The organism is Niallia sp. FSL R7-0271 (genome assembly GCF_038005785.1).
Classification (GTDB): Bacteria; Bacillota; Bacilli; order Bacillales; family Cytobacillaceae; genus Niallia.
Genome location: NZ_JBBOTZ010000001.1, coordinates 767,960 through 791,900 on the forward strand (window position 1 = coordinate 767,960; position 23,941 = coordinate 791,900).

General features: G+C 34.7%; 37 protein-coding genes and 5 pseudogenes. 21 read left to right on the plus strand and 21 right to left on the minus strand.

All coding sequences use genetic code 11. The features are described from left to right. The first annotated feature begins 25 nt into the window (after positions 1 to 25). The 6 genes and pseudogenes from MKX82_RS03995 to MKX82_RS04020 form a co-directional block, all read left to right on the plus strand. On the plus strand, positions 26 to 316 hold the full coding sequence (locus tag MKX82_RS03995) for a hypothetical protein (protein WP_445738826.1): 291 nt from the start codon (positions 26 to 28) through the stop codon (positions 314 to 316). Further along, a complete protein-coding gene (locus MKX82_RS04000) occupies positions 316 to 648 on the plus strand; it encodes an HNH endonuclease (protein ID WP_341075144.1) in 333 nt (110 codons plus the stop codon). Before MKX82_RS03995 ends, MKX82_RS04000 begins: the two co-directional genes overlap by 1 nt. A gap of 213 nt (positions 649 to 861) precedes the next feature. Next, positions 862 to 1,152 carry a hypothetical protein gene (locus MKX82_RS04005; RefSeq protein WP_341075146.1) on the plus strand — a complete coding sequence of 97 codons (291 nt, stop codon included), beginning with the start codon at positions 862 to 864 and terminating at the stop codon, positions 1,150 to 1,152. An 11-nt stretch (positions 1,153 to 1,163) separates the two neighbouring features. Then, positions 1,164 to 2,045, plus strand: a complete 882-nt coding sequence (locus MKX82_RS04010; protein ID WP_341075148.1) for a phage portal protein — start codon at positions 1,164 to 1,166, stop codon at positions 2,043 to 2,045. A gap of 15 nt (positions 2,046 to 2,060) precedes the next feature. After that, a complete protein-coding gene (locus tag MKX82_RS04015) occupies positions 2,061 to 2,309 on the plus strand; it encodes an HK97 family phage prohead protease (RefSeq protein WP_341079393.1) in 249 nt (82 codons plus the stop codon). Then, positions 2,308 to 2,712 (plus strand): annotated as a pseudogene (locus MKX82_RS04020) (major tail protein); the annotation flags it as partial. The gene MKX82_RS04015 and the pseudogene MKX82_RS04020, both read left to right, overlap by 2 nt. A gap of 79 nt (positions 2,713 to 2,791) precedes the next feature. Here MKX82_RS04020 and MKX82_RS04025 read toward each other — a convergent pair. The 6 genes and pseudogenes from MKX82_RS04025 to MKX82_RS04050 all read right to left on the minus strand — a co-directional run bounded on the left by MKX82_RS04025 (position 2,792) and on the right by MKX82_RS04050 (position 5,282). Then, positions 2,792 to 2,950, minus strand: a complete 159-nt coding sequence (locus MKX82_RS04025) for a hypothetical protein (RefSeq protein ID WP_445738827.1) — start codon at positions 2,948 to 2,950, stop codon at positions 2,792 to 2,794. A gap of 1 nt (position 2,951) precedes the next feature. After that, complete coding sequence (locus tag MKX82_RS04030) at positions 2,952 to 3,272, minus strand: hypothetical protein (RefSeq protein ID WP_341075150.1); 321 nt, start codon at positions 3,270 to 3,272, stop codon at positions 2,952 to 2,954. Then, a pseudogene (locus tag MKX82_RS04035) lies at positions 3,269 to 3,624 on the minus strand (HK97 gp10 family phage protein). The gene MKX82_RS04030 and the pseudogene MKX82_RS04035 overlap by 4 nt, the downstream one beginning before the upstream one ends. Before the next feature lie 310 nt (positions 3,625 to 3,934). Continuing rightward, a complete protein-coding gene (locus tag MKX82_RS04040) occupies positions 3,935 to 4,225 on the minus strand; it encodes a hypothetical protein (RefSeq protein ID WP_341075152.1) in 291 nt (96 codons plus the stop codon). Further along, positions 4,226 to 4,546, minus strand: coding sequence for a hypothetical protein (locus MKX82_RS04045; protein WP_341075154.1), 321 nt, complete (start codon positions 4,544 to 4,546; stop codon positions 4,226 to 4,228). A gap of 13 nt (positions 4,547 to 4,559) precedes the next feature. Then, positions 4,560 to 5,282, minus strand: a complete 723-nt coding sequence (locus tag MKX82_RS04050; protein WP_341075155.1) for a phage major capsid protein — start codon at positions 5,280 to 5,282, stop codon at positions 4,560 to 4,562. Between the two features lie 27 nt (positions 5,283 to 5,309). On the opposite strand from MKX82_RS04050, the gene MKX82_RS04055 reads away from it, so the two are divergent. The 5 genes from MKX82_RS04055 to MKX82_RS04075 all read left to right on the plus strand — a co-directional run bounded on the left by MKX82_RS04055 (position 5,310) and on the right by MKX82_RS04075 (position 7,748). Next, positions 5,310 to 5,555: a hypothetical protein gene (locus MKX82_RS04055; RefSeq protein WP_341075156.1), complete on the plus strand. Its 246-nt coding sequence runs from the start codon at positions 5,310 to 5,312 to the stop codon at positions 5,553 to 5,555. 40 nt (positions 5,556 to 5,595) lie between these two features. Then, complete coding sequence (locus tag MKX82_RS04060) at positions 5,596 to 6,048, plus strand: DUF2441 domain-containing protein (RefSeq protein ID WP_341075159.1); 453 nt, start codon at positions 5,596 to 5,598, stop codon at positions 6,046 to 6,048. A gap of 346 nt (positions 6,049 to 6,394) precedes the next feature. Next, complete coding sequence (locus MKX82_RS04065; protein WP_341075161.1) at positions 6,395 to 6,733, plus strand: hypothetical protein; 339 nt, start codon at positions 6,395 to 6,397, stop codon at positions 6,731 to 6,733. Positions 6,734 to 6,749: 16 nt separating this feature from the next. Further along, the gene (locus tag MKX82_RS04070; protein WP_341075162.1) at positions 6,750 to 6,968 is read left to right on the plus strand and encodes a transposase; all 219 of its coding nucleotides are present in this window, start codon (positions 6,750 to 6,752) and stop codon (positions 6,966 to 6,968) included. 153 nt (positions 6,969 to 7,121) lie between these two features. After that, the gene (locus tag MKX82_RS04075; RefSeq protein ID WP_341075163.1) at positions 7,122 to 7,748 is read left to right on the plus strand and encodes a glucosaminidase domain-containing protein; all 627 of its coding nucleotides are present in this window, start codon (positions 7,122 to 7,124) and stop codon (positions 7,746 to 7,748) included. Between the two features lie 21 nt (positions 7,749 to 7,769). Here the strand turns inward: MKX82_RS04075 and MKX82_RS04080 are convergent, their stop codons facing one another. The 3 genes from MKX82_RS04080 to MKX82_RS04090 all read right to left on the minus strand — a co-directional run bounded on the left by MKX82_RS04080 (position 7,770) and on the right by MKX82_RS04090 (position 9,489). Continuing rightward, entirely contained in the window at positions 7,770 to 8,240 is a 471-nt protein-coding gene (locus tag MKX82_RS04080) for a hypothetical protein (RefSeq protein ID WP_341075165.1), read from the minus strand. Positions 8,241 to 8,295: 55 nt separating this feature from the next. After that, complete coding sequence (locus MKX82_RS04085) at positions 8,296 to 8,955, minus strand: hypothetical protein (RefSeq protein WP_341075167.1); 660 nt, start codon at positions 8,953 to 8,955, stop codon at positions 8,296 to 8,298. A 192-nt stretch (positions 8,956 to 9,147) separates the two neighbouring features. After that, positions 9,148 to 9,489 carry a hypothetical protein gene (locus MKX82_RS04090; RefSeq protein ID WP_341075169.1) on the minus strand — a complete coding sequence of 114 codons (342 nt, stop codon included), beginning with the start codon at positions 9,487 to 9,489 and terminating at the stop codon, positions 9,148 to 9,150. Between the two features lie 304 nt (positions 9,490 to 9,793). On the opposite strand from MKX82_RS04090, the gene MKX82_RS04095 reads away from it, so the two are divergent. After that, positions 9,794 to 10,444: a DUF4352 domain-containing protein gene (locus MKX82_RS04095; protein WP_341075171.1), complete on the plus strand. Its 651-nt coding sequence runs from the start codon at positions 9,794 to 9,796 to the stop codon at positions 10,442 to 10,444. 31 nt (positions 10,445 to 10,475) lie between these two features. On the opposite strand, the gene MKX82_RS04100 is transcribed toward MKX82_RS04095, so the two are convergent. After that, positions 10,476 to 10,832 carry a hypothetical protein gene (locus tag MKX82_RS04100; protein ID WP_341075172.1) on the minus strand — a complete coding sequence of 119 codons (357 nt, stop codon included), beginning with the start codon at positions 10,830 to 10,832 and terminating at the stop codon, positions 10,476 to 10,478. 4 nt (positions 10,833 to 10,836) lie between these two features. Next, a pseudogene (locus MKX82_RS04105) lies at positions 10,837 to 11,040 on the minus strand (YolD-like family protein); the annotation flags it as partial. Positions 11,041 to 11,213: 173 nt separating this feature from the next. On the opposite strand from MKX82_RS04105, the gene MKX82_RS04110 reads away from it, so the two are divergent. After that, positions 11,214 to 11,432, plus strand: a complete 219-nt coding sequence (locus tag MKX82_RS04110) for a hypothetical protein (protein ID WP_341075176.1) — start codon at positions 11,214 to 11,216, stop codon at positions 11,430 to 11,432. 2 nt (positions 11,433 to 11,434) lie between these two features. Next, positions 11,435 to 11,689 (plus strand): YolD-like family protein, encoded by a 255-nt coding sequence (locus tag MKX82_RS04115; protein WP_341075177.1) that lies wholly within the window; start codon positions 11,435 to 11,437, stop codon positions 11,687 to 11,689. A gap of 40 nt (positions 11,690 to 11,729) precedes the next feature. On the opposite strand, the gene MKX82_RS04120 is transcribed toward MKX82_RS04115, so the two are convergent. The 3 genes from MKX82_RS04120 to MKX82_RS04130 form a co-directional block, all read right to left on the minus strand. Continuing rightward, positions 11,730 to 11,885, minus strand: coding sequence for a hypothetical protein (locus tag MKX82_RS04120; protein WP_341075179.1), 156 nt, complete (start codon positions 11,883 to 11,885; stop codon positions 11,730 to 11,732). A gap of 25 nt (positions 11,886 to 11,910) precedes the next feature. After that, on the minus strand, positions 11,911 to 12,111 hold the full coding sequence (locus MKX82_RS04125; RefSeq protein WP_341075181.1) for a hypothetical protein: 201 nt from the start codon (positions 12,109 to 12,111) through the stop codon (positions 11,911 to 11,913). A gap of 194 nt (positions 12,112 to 12,305) precedes the next feature. Continuing rightward, positions 12,306 to 12,509: a helix-turn-helix transcriptional regulator gene (locus tag MKX82_RS04130; RefSeq protein ID WP_341075183.1), complete on the minus strand. Its 204-nt coding sequence runs from the start codon at positions 12,507 to 12,509 to the stop codon at positions 12,306 to 12,308. 254 nt (positions 12,510 to 12,763) lie between these two features. Here MKX82_RS04130 and MKX82_RS04135 point away from each other — a divergent pair, with 254 nt between their 5' ends. From MKX82_RS04135 to MKX82_RS04145, 3 genes are read left to right on the plus strand one after another with little or no spacing between them, the layout of a single operon-like run. Further along, positions 12,764 to 14,095 carry an FtsK/SpoIIIE domain-containing protein gene (locus tag MKX82_RS04135; protein ID WP_341075184.1) on the plus strand — a complete coding sequence of 444 codons (1,332 nt, stop codon included), beginning with the start codon at positions 12,764 to 12,766 and terminating at the stop codon, positions 14,093 to 14,095. Next, positions 14,040 to 14,624: a replication-relaxation family protein gene (locus MKX82_RS04140; RefSeq protein WP_341075186.1), complete on the plus strand. Its 585-nt coding sequence runs from the start codon at positions 14,040 to 14,042 to the stop codon at positions 14,622 to 14,624. Before MKX82_RS04135 ends, MKX82_RS04140 begins: the two co-directional genes overlap by 56 nt. Positions 14,625 to 14,636: 12 nt before the next feature. Further along, positions 14,637 to 15,065, plus strand: a complete 429-nt coding sequence (locus tag MKX82_RS04145; protein ID WP_341075187.1) for a hypothetical protein — start codon at positions 14,637 to 14,639, stop codon at positions 15,063 to 15,065. A 198-nt stretch (positions 15,066 to 15,263) separates the two neighbouring features. Here the strand turns inward: MKX82_RS04145 and MKX82_RS04150 are convergent, their stop codons facing one another. From MKX82_RS04150 to MKX82_RS04175, 6 genes and pseudogenes are all read right to left on the minus strand, one after another. Then, positions 15,264 to 15,818 carry a hypothetical protein gene (locus MKX82_RS04150; protein WP_233319233.1) on the minus strand — a complete coding sequence of 185 codons (555 nt, stop codon included), beginning with the start codon at positions 15,816 to 15,818 and terminating at the stop codon, positions 15,264 to 15,266. A gap of 15 nt (positions 15,819 to 15,833) precedes the next feature. After that, positions 15,834 to 16,445, minus strand: a complete 612-nt coding sequence (locus MKX82_RS04155; RefSeq protein WP_341075191.1) for a hypothetical protein — start codon at positions 16,443 to 16,445, stop codon at positions 15,834 to 15,836. Between the two features lie 503 nt (positions 16,446 to 16,948). Then, a complete protein-coding gene (locus MKX82_RS04160) occupies positions 16,949 to 17,311 on the minus strand; it encodes an FxLYD domain-containing protein (RefSeq protein WP_341075193.1) in 363 nt (120 codons plus the stop codon). Between the two features lie 148 nt (positions 17,312 to 17,459). After that, positions 17,460 to 18,335, minus strand: a pseudogene (locus MKX82_RS04165) (hypothetical protein); the annotation flags it as partial. A gap of 9 nt (positions 18,336 to 18,344) precedes the next feature. Next, a complete protein-coding gene (locus MKX82_RS04170; RefSeq protein ID WP_341075195.1) occupies positions 18,345 to 19,781 on the minus strand; it encodes a recombinase family protein in 1,437 nt (478 codons plus the stop codon). Between the two features lie 157 nt (positions 19,782 to 19,938). Then, the gene (locus tag MKX82_RS04175) at positions 19,939 to 20,361 is read right to left on the minus strand and encodes a helix-turn-helix domain-containing protein (RefSeq protein WP_233316633.1); all 423 of its coding nucleotides are present in this window, start codon (positions 20,359 to 20,361) and stop codon (positions 19,939 to 19,941) included. A gap of 441 nt (positions 20,362 to 20,802) precedes the next feature. Here MKX82_RS04175 and MKX82_RS04180 point away from each other — a divergent pair, with 441 nt between their 5' ends. The 3 genes from MKX82_RS04180 to MKX82_RS04190 all read left to right on the plus strand — a co-directional run bounded on the left by MKX82_RS04180 (position 20,803) and on the right by MKX82_RS04190 (position 22,288). Further along, positions 20,803 to 20,925, plus strand: coding sequence for a hypothetical protein (locus MKX82_RS04180; protein ID WP_267913438.1), 123 nt, complete (start codon positions 20,803 to 20,805; stop codon positions 20,923 to 20,925). 15 nt (positions 20,926 to 20,940) lie between these two features. Continuing rightward, positions 20,941 to 21,090 carry a hypothetical protein gene (locus tag MKX82_RS04185; RefSeq protein ID WP_233316634.1) on the plus strand — a complete coding sequence of 50 codons (150 nt, stop codon included), beginning with the start codon at positions 20,941 to 20,943 and terminating at the stop codon, positions 21,088 to 21,090. 337 nt (positions 21,091 to 21,427) lie between these two features. After that, entirely contained in the window at positions 21,428 to 22,288 is an 861-nt protein-coding gene (locus MKX82_RS04190; RefSeq protein WP_233316635.1) for an STAS domain-containing protein, read from the plus strand. Positions 22,289 to 22,396: 108 nt separating this feature from the next. Here MKX82_RS04190 and MKX82_RS04195 read toward each other — a convergent pair. Further along, positions 22,397 to 22,849: pseudogene (locus tag MKX82_RS04195) on the minus strand (hypothetical protein); the annotation flags it as partial. Between the two features lie 282 nt (positions 22,850 to 23,131). Between MKX82_RS04195 and liaF the strand changes: the two are divergent. After that, positions 23,132 to 23,929, plus strand: coding sequence for a cell wall-active antibiotics response protein LiaF (gene liaF, locus MKX82_RS04200; protein WP_341075207.1), 798 nt, complete (start codon positions 23,132 to 23,134; stop codon positions 23,927 to 23,929). Positions 23,930 to 23,941: the final 12 nt, after the last annotated feature.

A 23,941-nucleotide genomic window follows, 5' to 3' on the forward strand; every position in this document is an offset into this window, starting at 1 on the left:
TGCTTTTTATTTTGGAGAAAGAAGGGTGATTGATATGGATAAACCAAGCTTAACGATTAGACCCGAGCCAACTGGTCCTGAAGAGAAAAAACAACCATTACTCCAAATAACCTTAGATGAATACGGGAGTGTTCCAAAGGTTTTATACAAGGGTAAGGAAGTGGATAGAAAAGTTGAGGTGGAGTTCAAGTGGAATACAAAAGAAGCTGTTACTGCATCAGGGCTTGCTAGGTTCTCTATAACTCATGGTGATGAGGCTAGTGATAACATGGCAGTTAAAACGATATCTTATGCACCTTTATGGGACTATGAGTAATGGCTAACTTCTATACCTCAAGATTGTGGAAGAATAAACGAACTCGAATACTTAAACGTGATGAATACTCCTGCCGAGAATGCAAACGATATGGCAAACATACAGATGCTACAACTGTTCATCATATCAATCCATTGCTTAACAGACCAGAGCTTCGACTAACCAACTGGAACTTACTCAGCCTATGCTCTAAATGCCATGACAAGATGCACAATCGAATAGATGATGAATTAACAACTTTAGGACTCTATTGGGTGGATAAGATGAAAATCTTTGATACAAAAGTATCCCCCCCCCACGTTTTTGGGTTAATACAAAGAATATTTGAATAGGTTGCAAGGTCTTTTCTTAAAGTTTCCATAGCTGAATAAATAGGAGTCTTACGATCATTTGTTGCACCAGCTTTATTTGTGTACTCTTCCGTAATCTGATACCCGGATTCCTCCTTTGATGCCGCCGTCTTCGGCTCTATTCAAATGTTAGAGGATATGACGAAGGCTTCGGATGCTACGAATTGGCTCAATAGCTAGAAAGGAGGTGTAAAATTGGCATTTTGGAATCGAAAGAAGAAAAAACGAAGTTTATCAGATGAATCAGTAGCGAAATCCATAACTTTAGGTATAGGCAACGTTGATACCGTTGGATATACAAGGTTATCAGATAATCCTGACGTATTAATTGCTGTTGATAAAATAGCAGACCTTGTTTCTAATATGACTATTCACTTAATGGAGAATACGGAAGAGGGAGACAAACGGGTCCGCAATCAGTTATCTCGGAAAATTGATATTGAACCTTATAAGAACATGACCGTAAAGGGTGGATTTATAAAATAGTTCGGGACTTATTGCTGTTTGGAGATGGGAATTCAGTTGTCCATATTGGAGTAGATCCATCCACAACCTTAATCAGTGACTTAACACCTTTTCAGATGCAAGCTGTGTCTTTTGAAGATACAGATGACGGATATCTTATTAACTATAATGGAAAAGGTTATTCGCCAGATGAAGTTATTCACTTTACAATTAACCCTAACCCAAATTATCCGTATAAAGGCACTGGTTATCGTGTAGCTTTGCAAGAGATTGTAAAGAATCTTAATCTAGCAACTGCAACAAAAAAAAATTTCATGAGTGGGAAATATATGCCTTCCCTCATCATTTCTGTGGATGCCATGACAGAAGAGTTGGCCAGTAAGGAAGGTCGCGACAATATCATGAACAAGTACTTTGATGAAACAGAGGGAGGAAAGCCCTGGATTATTCCTGCTGATTTAATCAAAGTAGAACAAGTTAAGCCTTTATCATTAAAGGACATTGCAATTATTGAAGGAGTAGAACTTGATAAGAAGACGGTAGCTGGACTCATTGGAGTGCCGGCTTTTTTTCTTGGGGTTGGAGACTTCAATAAAGAAGAGTATAACAATTTCATCAACACGCGAATATACGGAATGGGCCAAGTGATTTCGCAGACTTTGACCAGGGATTTATTGTTTTCACCCGACTGGTACTTCCGATTAAATCCACGAAGTTTATACTCGTATGACTTAACAGAAATGGTAAGTGCAGGAGTGCAACTTGTAGACCGCAATGCAATGAGAAGAAATGAAATACGTGATTGGATAGGTTTAGATCCTGACAGTGAAATGAATGAGTTAATCATATTAGAAAACTACATTCCAGCTGGAGCTATTGGTCAACAAAGCAAATTGAAAGGTGGTGATGAATAAATGGAGAAGCGACTAATGGTATTTCAGTCTGAATTAAAAACTCGAGCTGAAGAAAATGGTGAAGCTCTTATTGAAGGTTACTTTGCTGTATTTAATCAAGAAACAGAATTATGGCCAGGGGCCTTTGAAGAAATTGCACCAGGAGCATTCGATAACAGCTTAAGAAACAACGACATTATGTGCCTAGATAATCATGACACAAGAATTGTCTTAGGAAGTACAGGGAGTCAAACTTTAGAACTTAAAGCTGATTCTCACGGATAATAACCAAGGTTATGAAGGTACGCTTAGTATAGCTAACATCCCACAACAATTTGCTGTCGACTGCCTTGGAGAAGAAATAGAGGAAACTGACGGTGTTCTAACAGAATATGCTGATGCAAAACCAAAACCTTATGCTTTGTTATTTGAATTTGATGGAGATGTAAAAGCTACACGCCACATTATGTACAATTGCACAGCTAACAGACCAACTGTAAATTCAACAACTAAGACGGACTCTGTAGAACCAAATGCTAATGAATTAACATTCATTGCAAGTCCACTGCAAATTAACGGTCGACCTGTAGTGAAAACGAAGTCTACGGATAAAACGACAGATGAAATTTATAACACTTGGTATGAAACGGTCTATGTAAAAGGACAAGCAGCTATTCCAGAAGTGTGAGGTGTGTTAGATGGAAAAGACAGTAATGATTGACGGTAAAGAAGTTCGCTTCAAAAGTAACGGAGCAACGCCTTTAAAATTAAAATGCAGTTTCGCTAGGACTTCTTTGCGGAAATCTTAGTAACTCAACAGCACCAGGGATGGCTACAGGCTTATCAAAAACAAGAGCCCCGTTTGTAATTGCATATGTCGCATAATGGACATTCTTTAAACCAAAAGTAACTTTATTTTCTGGCATATTATCTCAACTCCACTTCAAATGTATTTAAAAATAATTTCTCTGAATCTATAAAAACTTCAGGAACCATTTCATAATTAATTTCTTTGTCTTGCAAAGCATCTTTAACTTTCTTCTCAGCAGTTAAATCTTTTCTTTCGGTATATAGTTCAATATCAACAGGAATAACTTCTTGATAAATTTTGTTATCTGCATAATAGTTTTCTGTCCCTTGAGTTCGGTAACAGATATAAGGTACACTTGGCGCACCATCGTTAAAATGCGAATATGTGACGGGATATCCAGTTTGTTCAAGTAATTGTTTTAACTCAACTAAAGTCATGATTGAATATCCCTTTCCACACGATCAATAAATTCTGCAACTACTCTTTCTTCCACAGGAGAAATGTGGACTTGCGGAGAAGTCCTGCCTCCATCCCTATTTGCATGGCCCTTTTCGAGTAAATGAGTTAATTGATAGTTAGTCTTATTGTGGATAATAACCTTATCTTTTTCCTTTTTTAACCGCCAACCCTTACGATAATCGCCGTATCCTTCGGACTGTTGCTTTTTAATTCTTTTACAGCTTCTTTTCCTAACTCCTCTTGAGAATCTTTTATTTTTTCTTGGACATCATTTGTATAGATGTTCAGTTGTCTCATAATTTCATTATTTAGTTGATTTATGCTGACCACCAGCTCGCAATATAGTTCAGTGAAACCATCTTTTCTTGGGTAGGATCTATAAATAAAATACTTTTTGGAATTAAAGATTAAGGATGTTTCCTCATCGAATTCATCTGAATCAACCACTAACATTAGTTGAGGCTTGAAAGATAATTGACCAGCAGCTAAAAACTCTGCTCTGTTAATGCTTAATTCAGAACAAAATATCTGCCTAGGAATTTCTTCAACCGGAATTGATTGATTTAAGTCATCTTTAACAGAGATGATTTCTAATAACTCACAGACATCATCCAAGGATATATTCCGGCTATCTCCTATATTAGATTTCAGTGATGGCATTTACAGTCCCTGCCTTTTTAATGAGTCTGTTATTAATCCTAAATTGAATGCTTCGTGATAAAGGAACGTTCTCTTGTCTATGCCTATAATTCCAAGCAACATAATCAACAAGTAACATCTGATCATCAGCATTACTAAGGTTTAACTCAGCACCCATTGTTTTAAGTTCATTTAATCCTCTGGATATTACATTAGAAAAATAGGCATCTCTCAAATTATGAGTGATGCCCAGGTCTAGCTTTAGTAAGCTAAGTAATAATTCCTCATTCATTTACTCAACCTCTTGGAGTAGTTCCTCGATGTGTTCGATTACGCCTTTGCGATCTTTCGATTCTTTTTCTAGTTTTAAAAGAACCTCTAACTTCTCTTTTCCTAGTTCTTCAGTAACAGATTGCTTGATTTTCTCAACCGATTCATCCAAAAGGGAATTATCCCCCTTGGATGATTTCTCTTCCTGTTTTTCTGCAAATAAATAGCCGCTTTCCTGCAAGTATTGAGCACGCTCAGTATCTTCTGTTTGATAAACAGAATCGACAGGGAAAATGGCTTTTGTAAATTTATCTCTAAATTGTTTAATTACTCTATATTCCAAGTGAAATCACTCCTTAAACTGTTGGTGTAGTTGCATTGCTATATGTGATGTAATAACCTGCAGCAGCATCAACCTTCTTCACATCAAATCGAACATAACCAGCAAGTAATTGACCGTAGATATCATTATCCACCCATTTAACAGAAGCTTGTTTACGGTTGAATAGTGTACAGAACTCTTTAGCATCCCCAACAAACCCTACAAGGTTGCCTTCTTCTTCACCGATAATGTCATCATCAAGGACTACTACTTCTCTTCCTTTGATTCGTTTACCAGAAGCAACAGTGATATCGTCTTGTAGTAAATAACGGCCGTTGGCATCTTTCAATGTATCAATCTCATTGAATAAAGAAGCAGACAAGTAGAATTTAACTGTATACACTTGTTTAAAACCAGTGTTGAGCAGTTTAACAATACCGTCTAATCCAGTAACTGCTTTTGCTGTTGCAGTTTTAAAGATAGCAGCAATTTGCTCATTTTTCGTATTCAAATCTTGATCACGGATATCTTCCGCAATTAATCCAGGGATATCATAATCAGCATCATCAATTGCTTCTTGAGATACAGGAATGTATCCGCGGTAAGTTTCAATTTCATAATTTACTTCTGTGAAAGTTGGATGCGCCAACTCTGGATTTTTAGCAAGTTCTGCAACTGAATTCATTTTGCCATTTGATTTGTGGATGACAGGATAATTTCCAGAACCACGATTTACAGGAACAGTGCAATTTTTCATTCAAAGCAGAGGGGAAGGGGAGTATTAATGATTAAATTCAGAATTAAAACTCATAGCGGTAGCGAGTATGAAGTTGAGGTAACTGATTACAATGCTGCAGAAACTAATGAAAAACTTAACCGGAATGATGTAAATACGGTCGCTTTTGGTAATGTTATTATTTCGCGTATAGATGTTAAATCTATTGTCCCTGTGGAAGAGCATGTTGTTCAAGATGTACCCGTTGACGAAAAACCAGTAGATATACCGGTGGAAGAAGAATCAGCAATTTAATTCATTATTAGTGTATATTGGTTACATGAGGGGGAATTCCATGAAGAAAGAATACTTTCATGTATCTGATGATAATCTTGAATTAGGAACTATTTTACAGCCGAAATACGGACAAGTTATTCAAAATAGCCATTATTATATGTTTAACGATCATAATTATGCACAGTATTTAAAAGAAATGTTAATCGAAGAAATTAGGGTTAAGGACTATCCAACTTTACCATCTAGATTAAAATGTATTTACGTTGTTGATAATGAAGAATCTGCCCGAAGTTACATGAAGACATATAATAAAAAATTTCTTTATAAAGTTCAAATTACTGAAGGTATAATTGCGAAGGTTGATATGAAGTGGATGGATTATAATAGACAATCACTTGAGAGTATTCGGATAATTGCCAACAGTTATTTCTCTGGAATCCAAAATGAAGGTGAGCCTTTTTTTGAGGTTATAGTCGAAGGTAAAGTAATCATAGAAAACAAAATAAACTAATTGTTGATATGCACCTTAAATAGGTGCTTTTTTTATGCCCTTTAAAGAGGTGAATCCGTTTGTAGAGAAAAAAGGGAGAAAAGTTCTAATTTTGATTCAATATGTTGTAGGTGCGGACCATAGCGGGTACTGAGAACTAAACAAACAACTGAGGTGAGTTCAATGGAGGAAAATTTCGCAGTAGGTTTTAGCATTGCAACTTTGATTAGTATCCCTTTATGGATATCATTCTTTGGATGGATAAAGTTATTATTATAAAACTTAAAGCGAGTCCAAATGGGCTCTTTTTTTATGCCTTTAAGGAGGTGAATCCGTTTGTATATAGAGAAAAAAGGGGGATGGGAAAATGCCGACACAGGAGGTACCAATAACTATGGAGGAAAAAGTTGAGAACCATGAGGAAAGGATAAAAGCACTCGAGGATTATCAACAAATACAGGAGAAATTGAATCAAGAAATTAAATCGCAATTACTGGCTACTGAAAACACTGTTTTAAAGGAGTCTGGTAAACAACAGGAAATGACACAAAAGCTTCTTGATCATGTTCTTGAAGAAGATAAGGAAGACAGGAAAACATCAAGGGACAGGAAAACATACACTCAACAACAATTTTGGAAAGTAGCGGGACTCATCTGTGGAAGCGGAAGTGTCCTTTATTTATTGTTGGAAAAATTTATTAACTAGATAGGAGATGATTAGTGTGGAAGAACTAACAGTAGCAGTATTTATTGCTGTAATTATTGCGTTAGTTGAGCTTTTAAAACGAAGCTTAGACTTACCTATAAAGATGGCTCCATTGGTTTCAGCACTTCTTGGGCTGCTTATAGGTATTTTATATTTAGATGTGGACCTGAAGACAGGGATTATATATGGTCTAATAATTGGTCTTTCAGCTGGTGGATTATATAGCGGAGTATAAACAATAACCAAGTCAGAGTAAGAGTAGCTGTTTAATGGCTGCTCTTTTTTATTGGAGGGATAACAGTGATTAAGAAAATTAGAGCTTTCCTTGAATTGTTGAAAGAAGATCCAGACATTATGGATGAAAAATATTGAAAATGGAGGAATTAAAATGAGTGCAAAAACAGATAAATTCTTAGCAGGTATTAAATCTGGAGCAATGTCTTTGTGGGATAAATTCGGAATCTTGCCATCTGTAGCAGCCGGACAAGCAGCATTGGAAAGTGCCTGGGGTGGAAGTGGACTTGCAACAAGATATAATAACTTATTTGGTATTAAAGGTTCATATCAAGGTAATTCAGCTATGATGAACACATGGGAAGTATATGGTGGTAAAAGATATGCAAAGGCAATTGGGTTAAAAGACTACAAAGCTCAAATTAAGGCCATCCACAATGCTGGGTATGCAACTGATCCAGATTACTCCACAAAGGTTATTTCCATCATAGAAAAGTACGGTCTTGCTTCTTGGGATAGAGAAGTTTTACAAGAGAAGAAAACTGAAACAAAGACAGCAACTGCAAAAGATGAAGGAAAGGCCATTGTTCCTTATCCAGGTAAGGTAATTAAAAAAGGCAGCACAGGCAAAGATGTTGAATGTATTCAACGAGCTGTAAAAGTGTCTGCTGACGGTAAGTTTGGCACTAAAACCGAAGTGGCAGTAAAAGCATATCAAAAACGTCAAGGTCTAACTGTGGACGGTAAAGTTGGTCCTGAGACTTGGAATAGGTTGTTTTAAAAAGTGGAAAGGGGATACCTTTTAAGGTAAATCCCCTTCATATTCATTTACTTCTCCTGTATCACAATTAACAGAATACAACTTTCCAATAATATGGTTCTTTGCACCTGATATTTCATTTACTTCAGTCCAACCAATTGAAAATATTTTTATGTGGTCGATTTCTCCTTCATAATTAGTAATTATATCAATTTTATCTTCTTCATATGTCAAATAATCAATTAAAACCCACATAGCATCTTCTGTATTAAGAGGGGTAGAGTAATATTCTCCATAAAACTGAATCTGGCTAGATTCTTCATTATTTACCTCATTAACTACTGGTTCTTCTTCATTCAATAAAGATGTTTCTTCTTTATTATTTAATGTTTTTTCTTCATTTTGTGAAACCTGTCCTTCATCAGAATAAGTTTCTTCTCCTCGCCAAAAACTTGCCCCTAATTTTTTAGATTTTACTATGTAGTCATAGACTGTAAAAATAATTACACTCATAAAAATAAATGCACTTATTATTAGAAAAAATTTTTTCACAAATTATATCCTTTCGTTATTCAACTATATCTGCAGTAATACTCGGAGCTAGTAATTTTTCTCCAGAATTACTTGTATAATTTATAAACTCAGTAATTGTTCCATACACGGTAATTGAATCTCCACTTTGATATTCAATAGGTATTAGAGACTTTACTCTTACAAGATTTCCGTCCCCAATATCTAATGCAATAATAGACCCAACGCCATCATTTTCTACATCCCTAATTTCATTAATGACACCTTCAAACTTTGCATGTTCTCCTAAATAGGAATTTGAATCGTTCAATAAAGTATTATAGTCAAAAGAATTTGATTCTTCTCTAATTTGTTCTGGTGATCTAAGGGACTCTGCAACTTGTTTGTGCATGTCTTCTTCATATTGTTCTTGAGCTTTTTCAGCTTCAGCCCAATTTTTGTTGATGTTTTCAACAATTCTTTGATTTTCTCGTTCTTCTGCTTTGGTTTGTTCCTGTCGTTCCCAATAATTAGGCGTTGTGAATTCACTAATGATTAAGGTAATAAAAAAAATAGGTACCATTCCAATACCAATAATAATTAAGTTTTTTGTAGGCTTTCCCCTGAAAAATTGAATTATAGCTAGGCACAAAATAACAGGGAGGCCAAAAAAACAAATACCACAAATAATTACTGAAATTACGTTTATTATGTTCATAAAATCCCCTCTTAAATAATATGTAATTTGAATCCATATAAATATCGGATGTATTTTGGAAAAGTTTAACTTATAAAAAAGAATCCTAAAAGTTACCGTTGGACGGGATCCTTTAGGATTAAAAAGGATAAGCCTGATGATTACTATATAATTTCTTACTCAAAAAAACCCCCTAATTAAAGGAGGTTGCTATTACATATCATGTTGAATATCACTTATTCTGAATTCCCCATCTTCCTCAACAATATTGAAAGTCCAACCTTCTTCACCACTTCTGAAGCCAACATTTCTTATAACATGAAGGTATCCATCTACAATTGTAGTTAGATGATTGGAGTTTTCATCAGTTTTTTCATAAAATGTCATTTGCCTTTCTAGGCTTTCTTTTTCGTCTACTAATTTGTTATAATCCTCAATCAAATTTTCGTTTGTCTCTTTAAGTTTTTTTTCTTCAGCGCTCGTCGTTTCCGATTGAGAACACCCGGCCATCACTAAAAAGACCATAAGTAATAAAGATAATTGTAGCTTTTTCATTATTTCTTCCCCTTCTTGTTGTATGTTGTATGTATTAACTAGGGAATTATACCATTAAAAGGCATTAATATTAAGTGATACTGCTCAATTTAAATTCGTTAAAAGGAACGAATCAGATGGTTGTTTGAATCATTATAATGGAGTGTTACTCATAAAGACTCAGTGCTAAATTGAAAATAGGACTTATTAATGATTAACTAGTTAAAAAAACATTATTTTTATCATATTTTTCCACTAGTAAAATATTGAAAATATTGTATTATATTAAAGCAGACATAAATAATAAATATTAGGGGGAAATGAAATGGCATCAAAGTTAGTACCGTGTAAAGCATGTGGTAAAGAAATCGCAAAGGGAGTTAAGAAGTGCCCAAATTGCGGAAAAGATCAACGTAACTGGTTTATGAGACATAAATTCTTATCCTTTATTGGAATTGTAATTATACTTAGCGTACTTGGAACACTTGGTGGTGGCGGAGATGACGATAAAGCGTCAACATCTTCAGACACATCTTCTAAATCTACAAAGAGTGAAGAGAAAGTATATAAAGTAAATGAGACAGTAACGGTTGATGATAAAGCAGAAGTAGTTGTGACAAAAGTAGAAGAGAAAAACAATGTTGGTGGAGAGTTCTTGGAAAAAGAAGTTTCAGAAGGTGGAGTATATGTTGCTGTTCAATTAACAGTAAAGAATATTTCTGACGAGCCGCTTGGTATGTTCTCTACACCTACTTTCAAGCTAGTCGATGAAAAGGGTACAGAATATGATTCTGATATTGAAGGTTCAGCTAACTATTCTGTAGAAACAGGTATCGATAACTCTAAGATTGCTAGTGACCTAAACCCTGGAATTAAAGTAACAGATGTTCACGTATATGAAATCTCTAAAGAAGCATATGCTAAAGGGAAATGGTATATCACTGTAAGTGGAGACCAGAAAGTACAAATTAAATAATACAGTTTGGGGGCTGTTTATCAGTCCCCATTTATTTTTCTCTATGTAAGTAATAAGATAATAATTTCTGTGTGTTATTCTTTAGATGTGCATTAAAAAACCGATGTGCCTCATGATATCCCTTGTAGTAAATATCATATACAGTGAAAGTCCCATCATTCTCTCCTCGAATAACCTTCATCTTTAGTTTTCTCATTTCATCATTAATTTTCTTTAAGTCTTTTTGAACCTTCAACATTGTGTGCTCAATTAAATCTAGATACACTAACTTAATTTTAAATGGGGTTATTTCAGTAACTTTACGGTCGTATTCCAGTACTGATAGTACTAAGGGTAAATAGATGGATTGTTCCACTAACCTTAGGTCTTCCACTAAAATCTTTGTCATAACCTTACACCTTCTGGACATCCACAATTTTTTTAAATGGGATTTTCTGAATTAAATTATCCTTATCTTTAATCCTGAACTCTTTCTTTATGTAATCAATAAAGTGTGTATGGCCGATTATGGACTCGATATATCCTTTCTTAAATAGTTTAAATTCCAGCTGCAAGTTATACTCCATTGCTTCATGTATTAGCATTTCAATTTCAGTAAGCCTATCCTCATGGAAGCATTATTGCTGTCCATTTTATATTCCCTCGGTCCCTAATCACGATATCCATCTCCTTATATATATTTAAAATATACCGGAACAATTGTTCGTATTCAATGTTGATTCAGAACAATTGTTCGTATATAATATATCCCAAAAGGGAGGTCTTATTGATGAATGGATTACTTAAAAGAGCTGTAGATAGTAATGAAGTTTTAGAAATTATTTATCAAAACAATAAAGGGGAATTCAGTCAACGTAGGATTCAGGTTATTAAAGTGAATGAAGAGTCCTTTAGTGCATATTGCTTTACTCGTAAACAGCAGCGCACTTTTAAGTTAACCAGTGTTTTATCAATTGGACCAGTACGTAAAGTAAGGAGAAGTGCGTAATTATGGATTTAGCAAAGCCTAAAAAGATAAAAAAACCTGCAAGACCAACAAGAGATGAATTTGAATTAGAGGAAATTGCCTTAACAGAAGCATTCGAGGAAAAGAATGAACTAAGACTAACTGTGTGGAAGAGAGAAGATCCTGTTAGAGGTAAAGTAGTTAAAATGGATGGTAATACAAAATTAATACATATAGAAAATTTTACTGAAACAATTAAAGTTAAATTTATGGATATTTTATATGTTCAGAGAGTTTAAAAGCCCAACTTGTTTGAGAAGGGCTTTTTTTCTAAGTAAATCAATTAGTAGACTTAAATGGTCGCTGAAAGACATGCTCTTCTAATGGTTTTACTTTAAGATTAGTGCACATTGATTTGTAAACTTTAGTAATCCGTCTATTCATCTCTTCAGGTCCAGGTTTTTCATATGTTGCACCATCAAGAACTTTGGTCAAATTATCGATAACTTGTTCGTCTTTTCTAAATACAACAAAAGCCCTGTTCAGAGTGCTTAAGAACTCTTTTCCACCCATCCCCTCTATGTTGCATAAAATCTACATATACCTCATAACGATCTCTTTTAGATTGACGAATAGCAGTTGTTATTATTGTTGTAACAACGCCAACTAATCCTGAGAAAAATACTAACATTACATATAACCATGCTGGAACACTTCCCATAGTAAATACCTCCTAAACAAAAATTAAGGCACCCAATGAGTGCCTTTCTTTGCTGTATCCACCTAAGGAATCTCAAGATTCCCTTTCTAGGTGGTGAGTGTATATCATGTCTGCTGTTATCATTAGACATCACTCCTTTCACCGCAATTCTATTATATATTGTAGGTTTTGGAATAACTAGATTTTTTTGTATTTTACAAGTCTTTTTTAATCCAAATGTCTCTAATATCCAAATTCAATTCTTCTGTAATCTTATATAAGACAATAAAGGAAGGGTATGATTTATTATTTACTATTGCGCTAAGAGCTCCATTACTAATACCAATTTTCTTTGCAAAGTCTCCATGCTTAATATTACTTTCTGCAAATATAACTTTTAATCTACATTTTAATTCCATCTTATACACCTCAATAATTTAAATTCTTCATAACTTTTTAGAATCCTGTAAAAATATTTCAGTGGACAAGATATATAGGACATGCCAGTATACATACCATTTACTATACCAAATGAATTGACACCCTAGTAGCTAGTTCGGGCATATGCCAGATGCATATATATCAAGGGGTGAACGCCTATATTTAAAATGCTAGATCGATGGGATAGATTCTTATGAATCTATAAAGAGGTGGCGTGTGGAAGGAGGATATTATGTTTTTTGAAGCAATCACAACTTTGTTGATGGGAAGCCTTGCACTTCAAGCACATTTTTCAAAAACTGGAGTAGGAAATGATTCGAAGAAATTAAATAAAATATTTGCACTGTCTGGATTAAATGTAAAAGACGGCACTCAGACATTAACTGCTCAGCAGATGAAGAAAAGAAATTATTATTGGGGGACGGAATACAAATATCGCATTCCTTTAGGAAGAAGTTATGAAGACTATCTCAATAAACAAAAGGTAATTGAAGCCGGCTTAAACACACGTAAAGTAAAAATACAATTAGGTGACTTGAAAGAACTCAAATTAGATAAACAAATCATTACCAATATTAGAAACTTGTATCAAAAAAAGTTAACCGAAAAGAAGGAAATAGAATTGTCATTTGATGGCATGTTAGTGGTTAGAGTTTATGAAGAGCCAATGCCAACTTTGGTGAGCATGTATGAAGGCAAAAAGTGGGCTGTGCCTATCGGTGTAACAAGAGAAAAAAACGAAAGAGTTCTGCATGATTTTGAAAAAATCCCGCACTTTGTATTAGGTGGTGCAACCAGATACGGGAAATCCAATTTAATAAACGGGATTATTGTTTCGTTGTTAAAACAACGCCCTAAGCATGTAAAGCTTCACCTTGTGGATTTAAAGGGCGGAGTGGAATTATGTGATTATGAAAACATTGAGCAAACAGTGAACATTGCCTATGAACCTGAGCAAGCCCTGAAAGTCTTATCTAACGCTTATAAAGAAATGCGAAGAATGCAGGAACGTGTGAGAGCAGTTGGGAAGAAGAATGTACAGGAAGCAGGGATACCAGAAAGGCATTTTATTATTATTGATGAAGTTGGGGAGCTAAACCCAGCAGAGGCAGTTGATAAGAAGGATGTTAAAAAAGACGGTGTGATTATTTTAAAAAGTGAAAAGACGATTAAGGAAGAATGCCAAAAGTATATGAGCCAGATATCTAGGTTAGGAGCAGGGTTAGGATTCCGATTAATCTTAGCAACCCAATACCCAACAGGTGATGTTATTCCGCGGCAGTGTAAACAAAATAGTGATGCTAAGTTATGTTTCAGAGTCCAGTCTTCCACAGCTTCGAATGTTGTCCTGGATGGTCCTGGTGCGGAGCAGCTGCCGCAAATAAAAGGTCGTGCTATTTATCAAACTGCTGATAACAAAATCATTGTTCAAACCCCATTAACGGAATCAGATATTATTGAATCCACCATAGAACCACATCTTAGAGAGGTGAAGCCAGTTGAAGCAATTGAACAAGAGACAAGAGCAAATCCTATTATCATTGAAAAAACTGGACTTTCTTAATCGGGACCAACTACAAACCATTCACAAACTAGGAAAGGTAAGAAATACTAACCGAATACTAAAAGAATTGTCCCCATACTTAGAAAGCTATCGAGAAGAATATTCCACAATTTATTACTTAAATGCAGAAGGAAGATCCTATGTAAATTCCAATAAAATTAGAAGGAAGAATCCATTTGTTAATCACGCAATTATGCGTAATGACTTTTATATCTTTGCTAAGTTTCCTACAGAATGGACTAACGAAGTTAAAGTGAGTGATGGTATTACAACCATTTATACAGATACATGGTTTAAGACTGGCGGGAAGTATCACTTTCTAGAAGTTGACTCTCTCCAAAAGATGAAGGAAAACAGAATGAAAATAAAGAATTATGCTGCTTTATATAGCGCAGGCCACTTATCAAAGCACTTTGGATATTTTCCTAAACTTATATGGCTGACTACAACAGAGTTAAGAAAGAAGCAATTAAAAGAACTGTGTAAGGATTTTCCCTGTGTTGTTTACACGATTAAAGACATTAAATAAGGAGTGATTAGTATGCAAACAATAGCACTTAATGATTTCATGTCAGGTAACTATAAAAAGGAGAAAAAGGAAGTAAAGATTAAAGTAAATGTAGGTAAAATTGTTAGAAGGATAGGAACTTCTATAGCTATTCCTTTAGTTATGGCAAAACCTGCGTTTGCTGCAAGTAATGTGGAGGAAGTACCAGCTAGTGCAAAAGAATGGATGGGAGAGCAAACTATTTCAGCATTAGCTCATGCCTTAGATCCTTTAGTGGATGTGCTTGTTGCTTTATCCTTTCCAATTGCATCAGTGATTATTGTAGGAGGCTGTTTCTTCTTTATGTTAGGTAATAGCGAAAAGGCTTGGTCCACAATTCAAAATGCCGGATTAGGCTATGTGTTAATTCAAATATCCCCTTTAATTCTAAGTATTTTAAAACAGATAGGTAATGCTGTTTAAAATTAATGTCTTTTATAGGTACTAGTGAACTTCTATAAAGACAGATACGTTTTAAGAGCGTCTAATTTTAAAAACAGTTACTTAGGAAGAACAAAGGCAACTAGAGGTTATTAGTACTTTAAAGTCTTAGTTAAAAAAGGAGCCCGACTCGATTTGAGTGGGCTTTTACCTTGGTGATAATGATTAGAATAATAACTTTTAAAAAGACCATGGTTTATTTATATCATAAAATATACCAACAACTTCTTGCTTTTCATTAAGTATATCTAATTTATAATTTGCAGGATCTAATGCTAATTTAAGCTGATTTTCCGATAAGTTTTCTATTAATCCACCATTTAAACTAACGGAGTAAATATTTTTATTTGTATCCTTTTTTAAAGGTGAATCAAGATTAATTTTAACTGGGATAGGCGGACTTTTAGGGTCCAGTATATCTGTCAGTGTAGAAGATTTATCAGAGATGGTTACATACCAATTACTATTCATCTTTGACAATTTCTCAATATAACTGTCCCGAATACCTACATTAATATTAAAAGTTAACCCTTTAGTTGTTCTTTCTATATTTAAAGGTTCCCATGCAATATTTTCTCCAGTAAGATCATCTGCAGATATACTATTTGTTGTTTCAGAGGATGGGTCTTCCTTTTGGTTGTTTTCAGTACTTTTTGATGTAGTTTTATCGCATCCTAATAAAGTTACACTTAGGACAATTAATATAAAACTTATCGATAAAATCCTTTTTAGCATTAATTATTCCTCATTTCAGAGTGATTTAACTTTTTTTACAGAGTACTCTTGATAACTATATTTTACATCAACAGGGTCTTTTCTAACTAACTTACCTCGATTATATTTAACAATACTTCCTTTTGTATGTACAGCTTTAGAACCATATTCAATTGTAGTTGTTGATTTACCTTCAAGTGTCCATGTGTTATTTGTTTCAACTGACGTGGATTTTCCCCATGAACCTTCCCCATTGATAGCTACTTTTCCTTGAATCAGTTTATAGTTAACCTTAGATTCCGCAGTAATACCTGCTTTTCCATTTGCAAATTTTGTTCTGGTTACCTTTCTACTTACACTATCGTCTTTTTTCCCTCCGTTAGTGTAAGAACCTGACCATTCTACTTTATTATATGTCTTTTTTTCTGACATTTGGTAATAAGTACCTGAGTAATCTACTGCAAGAGCTGAAGCAGAACCAGGAGTACTAGTGGAATAGCTTTTAAAATCCTTTTCAATTGGAGTTGTTAATGTTTCCTCAGATTCCACTACTACGTCTGATCCCTCTGCATATGCTAGAGTAATTGGAGATATTAAAACTGAAGTACCTAATAAAAGCGAAGTGGCGATTAAACTTATCTTTTTCATAATTTGTAAACACCCCTAATTTTTGTATTTTTTGTTACAAAATACATATATCATGTTAATTATGAAAAAATTGTAGAAATTTGTCTGAAAATAACATTTTTTCGGAAAAAATGTTAAATTTCCTCGGGAATATACATTTAAAGAGAACAAAATACAATTAAAATGTTCTTATTAAAGAAACAATTTGGGAATTATGTTATAAGTTCTATTTTAGAATCTTATTAATTTATATGTCTTTTATAGATACAAGAGTAGTTCTATAATTTAAGATACATTTAAAAAGAAGTTACTAAGAAGAACAAAGGCTAATGATATTGAGTGTAATTAGTTAATAAAAGAGCCCAACACGTATGTGTAGGGCTTTATTTTTGTTCTTTTTTACTTCGTATTGTGCTTCTGTGTAATTAATGATCTTTCCATATTCAGAATCATCCTTGTCGAATTGTATTGTAGTAACTGTATGTACCCCAACCTTAAGGAACTGTCTTTTAAGTTTATATTTCCTATTCAAAATCACTAATTGAATAACTGCAATTTGAAGAGCCTTCTACAGTCTGCAGCATTATTTCATAATCTTTTCTTTCGTTAGGCTGAAGCTGCTCATTCCCCACTGCATAAATTGTTTCTGTATTTAATACGTTACCTTGAGAATCTTTTAGCACGCCTTTTACCTCAATAAATGAATGGCTATAATCATCAATATTTTTAATAAAGCCTGTCATATAAGTATATTCTCCATCACTATTACACTTTGTATCCTCAAGGACTAGAAGTCCTTTACTTGTTTTTGGGGAGTTAGTAGCTACTGTAGCTACTGATGAACCATCAGTTACAAAGTTCCACATTCTCACAATAATAAATATCATTATACCTAAAAATAAATATCGTTTAATCGTAATCTTCTCCTTTGAAGTGTTTTAAGTACTAGAAAACGTATGGTTAAATAATACTATATTTAGATGTGGGAATAAATACCTAATTGTATTTTGAGTATTTATTTTTGTTTTATAATAGTTAAGGAAATTGATTGTCTTTTGTAGGTGAAGGTGTACCTCCGCCAACCCAAATCGCTGCAATCTGCCCAAGCGCTGTCAAAGTGCTAATACCAGTGCCAATCGCGTGAGCAAATAAGCCGGCAATGGAACCTGCAAGGGAAATGCCTGAGAAGCCGGAGCCGTCCAGACCTGTGATGACACCTACTGCTGTTAAAGTAATGGCGCCTATTTCTTTTGTAAGTGGAACGGTTGAGGCTAATGCGACACCAAGGTCATTGACGAGTCCTAGTGAGGAATCGGGAAGATGGTCGCCGACGATTGAAGTGAACCCAGAGTCGCCGAGATAGAAAAATGCGGCGATTGGAATAACAGGACCAAACACTTTAAAGCCAAACTGGAACCCTTCAATTAAGTAGCTTGTTGTTTTTTCAAGTCCTTTGTTTTTATAGCTGACAAGGGTAATAAGAACAAGGATAAAAATAGACGTTCCACCTACCAAGGCTGTAGCATCACCGCCTTGGAGATTGAGTATATACATTGCAACAACATCAAGCACAAAGAGAATGGGGATTAGAATGGAGAAAAAACGTTTTTGTGTCTTGGACAGTAAATAGCTCTCTTTTTTTGGAAGGATTGTTGTCTCAGAGCTGGTAACGCCTGTTTTATGTGTAAGCTTGCCGCTTTTTATATCTCTTTTTATTAAGAAAAATGCAGTGAGTGTTGTCACAAGCCCCATGACTATGACAAGGGGAATGCTTGCTTGCATGACAGATTCGACAGAAATGCCTGCTGCGTCTGCTGTCAGCTTTGGTGCTGCTTGAATGACATAGTCACCGGATAAGGCAATGCCATGACCGAACAGGTTCATTGCCATTGCAACTGGTATAGCCATCAAAGAGTCCTTTTAGTTAAGCTTGAAGTGTTTAATAATGATAGAGGGAGTTTTGCCGGGAGCTCTGCGGTAGTTGGCAGGCACATCTATTGTTATCGTTTGGAACAGGTCATTTATAAAGCTTTTCTTTTCAAAATCACTCGCTGTCACCCACATTTGAGGGAGGTTACTAAATAGAGATAGAACAGAGTGATAATCTAATGGAGCATATTCCTCCACCATGCTGTTAAGTTCTTCAGAAAGTAATGCTTCTTTCTTCGTATCCTCTTGAGTCATTTCTAGATACTCTTCTTGCGAAATAACGTTATTGCCTAATGCCATCAACCAGTTTTTTTTGCGAGTCCTTATGGCAGCCAGGTCTTTTTTTAATGTATCTATCATTTGTGATTGGTCGTGTGGTTGTTCAATAGGGTAATTTTTTAAATCTTCTTGTGAAAATTGTAGATAACGTTCTGAATCATCTGCTGACAGGTTGTGGAATAACTCAGTTGTTAGTACTTTTTCTGTAATCATTGGGAGATTGCAATTGCCGCCGTTCTTTTTAGTAATACATATATAATGCTTGCTACCACGGGATTTTTTTGTGTATCCAGATAAGGAACTGCCACATCTTGCACATCGTAACACTCCAGAGAAATGAAAGGGAGAAGTAGCTTTTTTTCCTTCTTTTGCTCTTTGCTGCCTGTACCGTTGAGCAAGATTGAATGTAGTCTCATCAATAATGGCTGGATGCTTAACATCATCAGAAATAATCACATCTAAATCGGAATTATTTCCCCATCTAAGCTTACCCATGTACACAGGGTTATCTATCATTTTTCCTATTGTTCGTATGTCCTTTTTAATCCCTAAGTGCTGGAGATATAAGGAGATGTTACGCATGCCATTACCACTATTATAAAGTCTGAAAATATCCTTTACGAAGCAAGCTTCTTCCTCGTTAATAACAAGCTCTCCATTTTGATATCTATATCCAAAAGGGGCTTTCCCGCCATTACGTTCGCCTAATAAAGCTTTTTTGGTCATATTAACAACTACACGTTCTGATATTGTTTCACGTTCCCACTGTGCGATGGCAGCCACTAATGTTATTAAGAAGCGGCCAATTGCTGTGGTTGTGTCGAACGGTTCTGTTACCGACCTAATCGCAATATTATTCTCATCAAAAAGTTGAAGAAGATCATCTAAATCTCTAACAGATCGGACAAGACGGTCAAGCTTGTAAAAGACGACCACATTAAATTTATGCTCCTTTGCATCTGAAATTAATCGCTGAATTTCCGGGCGGTTTAAGTTCTTTGCACTAACACCTTCTTCTACAAAAATATCGTATAATTCCCATCTTTGTGACTTGATAAAGTTAATACCATGATCCTTCTGTGATGCAATACTGTAGCCGTCTCGAAATTGCTCGTCTTTGGATACTCGAGTGTACAATGCTGCTTTCATTGGTGATTTCCTCCTTCTTTTCAGCGTTTTTTTTCACTTGAAAAGATAAAAAACATGCTTATCATTAATTTAATATATGATGGCAGCTTATTTAGTATGGCTGGTGCTGTAAATGGTTTAGGGAATATCACCGTAAAATAAAAATAGCACCTGGAAGCTAAATCGTCCCAGGTGCGTTATTACTTTCTGCTTTACGCTCTTTCGCAAGTTTTACAATCATTTTAAAGTGTTCTTCCACTATTTTTACATCTTGCGGAGATAGAATTTTCCATTGTTCTATGTCAAAAAGTCTCATTTGCTCAAAGCCATATTGTTTTATTAATTTGTTTATTTCATTTATAGAATAATTATTTTCAGCTGTAAAACTTTTTGTATTATCGGATCTGCCATGAAGATAATCGGTAGATACTTCGTAAAAGTCAGCTAATTTAGTTAGTGTTTCGGAGTCAGGTTCCCGATTACCTGATTCATATCCGGACAGAGTATTATTTTTCACGCCAATTTTTTCAGCAACAAACTTTTGTGATAAACCACTCTTTTCTCTTAGCAAACGCAATCTTTTTCCCATTATCTCACCCATGGCCAACCCTCCTTTAGTATCAATATTAGACTAATTTTTTAAAAACGTAGTGAAAATTCACAAAAAGAGAAATATAATATTTATATTCGCAAAGTGAGAAAAATATAGGGTGTATTAAGTTTGCATAACGCGAAGAGGAGGTATGGAAGACTATCACAAAAGAGCTAGAATAGTAAGAATGAACAATATATAAGTTATGAAAGCAGAGAAGTTTTGAATGGAAGAACCCAATGAAATTTACCATTATGGAAAAGGGAACGAAAATTCTATAATAATTTGTATTGTCCCTGAGTATTTCAGTGGTAAAGTTCGCGAAATGAGAAAAGTCGATAATTATTAAAGCTCTATTATTTTGTCCAATAATACGAACTTTATTACTAAGATTGCTTCCTAACATAATAGACAGCCTGTTGCTCATAAAATGTAAGCGGAGGCGATCTTATGATAAAAGTTCCGGCAGAAAAATTAGCAGCCGCAGTAAATAAACATCTGCTGCCAGGCGTCATTCGAAGTCTTTCGAAAAAACAAAGTATGAAGAAGGATGATGGCCAAAAAGGTTCGTAAAATGGAGGCACATGCATGAGTAAAGATAGATTATGTTTAAACGAAGGATGTAAAAAGAAACCTGACCTTTATGGATACTTTTGCAGCATCGAGTGTGAAATAGAGTATACAGACCAGCTCAATAAACGAAATAGTGAAGAGCCGCCAAAAAAAGAGGTTACATAACCTCTTTTTTACAGTGCTAAGATATATTAATTGTAAGCAAACATAAATATAAACGGTTAGGCATCCTTTTAAGGGTGCTTTTTGGTGTGAATTTTAATGTTTGATGGATTATTAGGTCTTTAGAAGGGTATGTGAATTATTAGTTTGTAATGGAGCAATAGGAAATAACGAGTTAATAAGTCTATCTAAAGAAAATCTGCAATTATATGTGAGAAAAAAAACTTTACTCATCATGAAAGGATGATGTACTAGCCGTGAGTTATAATAAATGATTTAATATAAATCCCGTGGTAATTAAATAACTAATAAAAATATACTAAATATTAGGGAGCAGTAAATGGATATTTTTGAATATAATAATGATTTGAAAATTTTTAAGAATTTTGATGAGGCAGCTTCTACTATTCTTAAAATGATGAGTAAATTTATAGATATTAATACACTATTTATCGCAAAAAATGATAATCAATCAAACGAAATTGTGAAAGTTTTAAACAAAGATAATATTTTATTGGAAGAAGGGGAAACCACCCCTTTTAATGAAACTTTTTGCAAGTTAAGTGTAGATTATGGTCGTAAAATTCTTGTGATTAGAGATATTACGAAAAGTGATGTAACTAAATCATTAGCGGTTACAAAAAAATTAGGAAGCGGCTGTTTTATTGGTATTCCAATTTATACAGGAGATGGAGAAAATTACGGAACAATATGTGGGTTAGATACTAAAAACTTTAAATTTGAAAATGAACATATCGAGCTGTTTGAGACAATGGCATCGTTGTTATCCTATGTACTTGATTTGGATAATGCAAACAAGCAAATACAACAATTATCTGCACCATTTGTCCCTTTAACGAAAGGTGTAGCCATACTGCCGATTATTGGCTTAATACGGGAAGAAACAGCAGAAAATATCATTTTGTTAGCTTTAACGAAAAGTCAGCAGCTTTCGTTGGAATATTTAATAATAGATTTATCAGGTATTAGTCAAATTAATAATTTGGAAAGCAGCTATTTACTAAAAATTGTGGATCTTTTAGGGCTGATTGGTGTCAACCCAATACTAACTGGTTTGAGTCCTGATATAGCTTTAAAAGCAACGAAAACAAATATCAACTTCCAAAATATACCGATTGAAGCTAATCTTGAGCGAGCATTAAAGAAAATAGGCTTCACATTAAAAAAAATGGAAGGTTAGCTATATATAAAATTAAACACTAGACAGCCTTTAAGTTGTTAGACGTCAAATCTAATGATTTAGGGGTGTTTTTTTATATAAAATCCGCTGCTTTAAGCCCCTTTTGTTGGCCATTGCAACTGCAATCGCAGGAAGACCTACTCTGACAGCAACAGGAAGAAGAACAGCCCCAATCAGTGCGACTGCAGGTGACGGCCAGAAGAAAAAGGAAATAATCATCATAAGTAAGCCGATGACCCAGTAGGCTAAACTGGGGGTTCGTATCCATTTTGCAAACGGTGAAATCATTACATCATTTATTCCGGTTTTGGTGAGGATTTTACTCATAGCGACAATGATGGAGATGACGGCTATGGTTGGTAGCAATTCTGTTATGGCATAAATGAAACTATTAAATATCGTGCTGATAGAGCCGCTTAAAGAACCTGTAGCAGTAAGTGCCAATAAAAAAATTCCGACAATGCACACGATTGTAGTGTCTCTTCTCATTATCATGAAGCCTATAATGAATAGAATAAATAAAACGTAAATCCAATGAAGTGCTGTTAATTCTATACCCATTGACGAAGACTCCCTTCTAATCCGACATGAAGCTTAGGCAAATGACTAAGACCGGATTTAATTACAGATTATGAAGGAGGATAGGATTGGGTGATTAGAGAATCATTTTCTTTTATAGGAAGGAAATGGTATCTCTAAAATCTCCTTCTCTAGTTGGAGAAAAAAACGCCGCAGGATTGAACAATTAAAGAGAGATTAGTAGTACAATAATGCTATTGACTGGAAAAATTTCTTAAAAACTAGCAGTCATTTGCTAGTTTCAATATAGAAGGTAGGGTACATATGGGGAAATCTTTAGCACAAATCATGTTTTCATTCTGCTTGCTTGTTGTCGGCATAGTCCTTCTTCTTGTTAACCTTGGTGTCATTTCCTTGGAAATAAAACAGCTTTTTGTCGTATTATACCCATTTCTGCTGCTTGTTTACGGAGTTGTATTGTTAATCAGCGGTATAAGAAAAAGAGCGACTAATACTTTTCTGGCCATTTTCATCCTTGTTTTTGCCGGGTTATTATGCCTTGACCGGCTGCACTTATTTACATTTGCTTTTATGGACTTTTGGAAGCTGTGGCCGCTTATAATGATCATTGCTGCTTTAAGTATGATGTTTAAGAAGTCAAAATTTCTTGTTGTCACTAATGTAAATTGGGCGAAAGAGGATAAGGTTTTCGGAAAACCATCAATCCATATCAAGCAAAAGCCGGAAGGAAAGAAAAAAAGAGCTTTTTCTCTAGTAGGAGACGTCAAAATCAATACAGAAAATTGGCCTGCTGAGCCGATGACAATGCATAATACAATCGGTAATTACTTTATTGATTTCAGCAAGGCATATATACCAGATAAAGAAACACATATAGAAATCAGCGGATGGATAGGCGATGTTAAGATTATTATTCCTGATAATCTGCCAGTGCGGATTGAAGGGGAAGTGAAAATCGGTGACTTACAAATCTTTGAGCAAAGCAAGGATGGCTTAGGAAATAAACTAGTCTACAAGTCTCCTGATTATGATGAGGCTGTTAGAAAACTCAGCTTGCATATTTATTTAAATATCGGCGATGTAACAGTAAAGAAAGTGTAGAGGTGCTAATCT

What these genes read in the sequence shown, in the direction of transcription:
- MKX82_RS04115 (WP_341075177.1), top strand. Translation starts at nt 11,435, where the DNA reads ATGGATTTAGCAAAGCCTAAAAAGATAAAAAAACCTGCAAGACCAACA.
- MKX82_RS04180 (WP_267913438.1), top strand. Translation starts at nt 20,803, where the DNA reads ATGATAAAAGTTCCGGCAGAAAAATTAGCAGCCGCAGTAAATAAACAT.
- MKX82_RS04030 (WP_341075150.1), bottom strand. Translation starts at nt 3,272, where the DNA reads ATGACTTTAGTTGAGTTAAAACAATTACTTGAACAAACTGGATATCCC.
- MKX82_RS04190 (WP_233316635.1), top strand. Translation starts at nt 21,428, where the DNA reads ATGGATATTTTTGAATATAATAATGATTTGAAAATTTTTAAGAATTTT.
- MKX82_RS04145 (WP_341075187.1), top strand. Translation starts at nt 14,637, where the DNA reads ATGCAAACAATAGCACTTAATGATTTCATGTCAGGTAACTATAAAAAG.
- MKX82_RS04080 (WP_341075165.1), bottom strand. Translation starts at nt 8,240, where the DNA reads ATGAGTGTAATTATTTTTACAGTCTATGACTACATAGTAAAATCTAAA.
- MKX82_RS04100 (WP_341075172.1), bottom strand. Translation starts at nt 10,832, where the DNA reads ATGACAAAGATTTTAGTGGAAGACCTAAGGTTAGTGGAACAATCCATC.
- MKX82_RS04040 (WP_341075152.1), bottom strand. Translation starts at nt 4,225, where the DNA reads ATGAATGAGGAATTATTACTTAGCTTACTAAAGCTAGACCTGGGCATC.
- MKX82_RS04160 (WP_341075193.1), bottom strand. Translation starts at nt 17,311, where the DNA reads ATGATATTTATTATTGTGAGAATGTGGAACTTTGTAACTGATGGTTCA.
- MKX82_RS04075 (WP_341075163.1), top strand. Translation starts at nt 7,122, where the DNA reads ATGAGTGCAAAAACAGATAAATTCTTAGCAGGTATTAAATCTGGAGCA.
- MKX82_RS04060 (WP_341075159.1), top strand. Translation starts at nt 5,596, where the DNA reads ATGAAGAAAGAATACTTTCATGTATCTGATGATAATCTTGAATTAGGA.
- liaF (WP_341075207.1), top strand. Translation starts at nt 23,132, where the DNA reads ATGGGGAAATCTTTAGCACAAATCATGTTTTCATTCTGCTTGCTTGTT.
- MKX82_RS04185 (WP_233316634.1), top strand. Translation starts at nt 20,941, where the DNA reads ATGAGTAAAGATAGATTATGTTTAAACGAAGGATGTAAAAAGAAACCT.
- MKX82_RS04130 (WP_341075183.1), bottom strand. Translation starts at nt 12,509, where the DNA reads ATGGAATTAAAATGTAGATTAAAAGTTATATTTGCAGAAAGTAATATT.
- MKX82_RS04015 (WP_341079393.1), top strand. Translation starts at nt 2,061, where the DNA reads ATGGTATTTCAGTCTGAATTAAAAACTCGAGCTGAAGAAAATGGTGAA.
- MKX82_RS04050 (WP_341075155.1), bottom strand. Translation starts at nt 5,282, where the DNA reads ATGAAAAATTGCACTGTTCCTGTAAATCGTGGTTCTGGAAATTATCCT.
- MKX82_RS04135 (WP_341075184.1), top strand. Translation starts at nt 12,764, where the DNA reads ATGTTTTTTGAAGCAATCACAACTTTGTTGATGGGAAGCCTTGCACTT.
- MKX82_RS04000 (WP_341075144.1), top strand. Translation starts at nt 316, where the DNA reads ATGGCTAACTTCTATACCTCAAGATTGTGGAAGAATAAACGAACTCGA.
- MKX82_RS04055 (WP_341075156.1), top strand. Translation starts at nt 5,310, where the DNA reads ATGATTAAATTCAGAATTAAAACTCATAGCGGTAGCGAGTATGAAGTT.
- MKX82_RS04110 (WP_341075176.1), top strand. Translation starts at nt 11,214, where the DNA reads ATGAATGGATTACTTAAAAGAGCTGTAGATAGTAATGAAGTTTTAGAA.
- MKX82_RS04175 (WP_233316633.1), bottom strand. Translation starts at nt 20,361, where the DNA reads ATGGGTGAGATAATGGGAAAAAGATTGCGTTTGCTAAGAGAAAAGAGT.
- MKX82_RS04125 (WP_341075181.1), bottom strand. Translation starts at nt 12,111, where the DNA reads ATGGGAAGTGTTCCAGCATGGTTATATGTAATGTTAGTATTTTTCTCA.
- MKX82_RS04150 (WP_233319233.1), bottom strand. Translation starts at nt 15,818, where the DNA reads ATGCTAAAAAGGATTTTATCGATAAGTTTTATATTAATTGTCCTAAGT.
- MKX82_RS04025 (WP_445738827.1), bottom strand. Translation starts at nt 2,950, where the DNA reads ATGCCAGAAAATAAAGTTACTTTTGGTTTAAAGAATGTCCATTATGCG.
- MKX82_RS04085 (WP_341075167.1), bottom strand. Translation starts at nt 8,955, where the DNA reads ATGAACATAATAAACGTAATTTCAGTAATTATTTGTGGTATTTGTTTT.
- MKX82_RS04170 (WP_341075195.1), bottom strand. Translation starts at nt 19,781, where the DNA reads ATGAAAGCAGCATTGTACACTCGAGTATCCAAAGACGAGCAATTTCGA.
- MKX82_RS04090 (WP_341075169.1), bottom strand. Translation starts at nt 9,489, where the DNA reads ATGAAAAAGCTACAATTATCTTTATTACTTATGGTCTTTTTAGTGATG.
- MKX82_RS04095 (WP_341075171.1), top strand. Translation starts at nt 9,794, where the DNA reads ATGGCATCAAAGTTAGTACCGTGTAAAGCATGTGGTAAAGAAATCGCA.
- MKX82_RS04065 (WP_341075161.1), top strand. Translation starts at nt 6,395, where the DNA reads ATGCCGACACAGGAGGTACCAATAACTATGGAGGAAAAAGTTGAGAAC.
- MKX82_RS04155 (WP_341075191.1), bottom strand. Translation starts at nt 16,445, where the DNA reads ATGAAAAAGATAAGTTTAATCGCCACTTCGCTTTTATTAGGTACTTCA.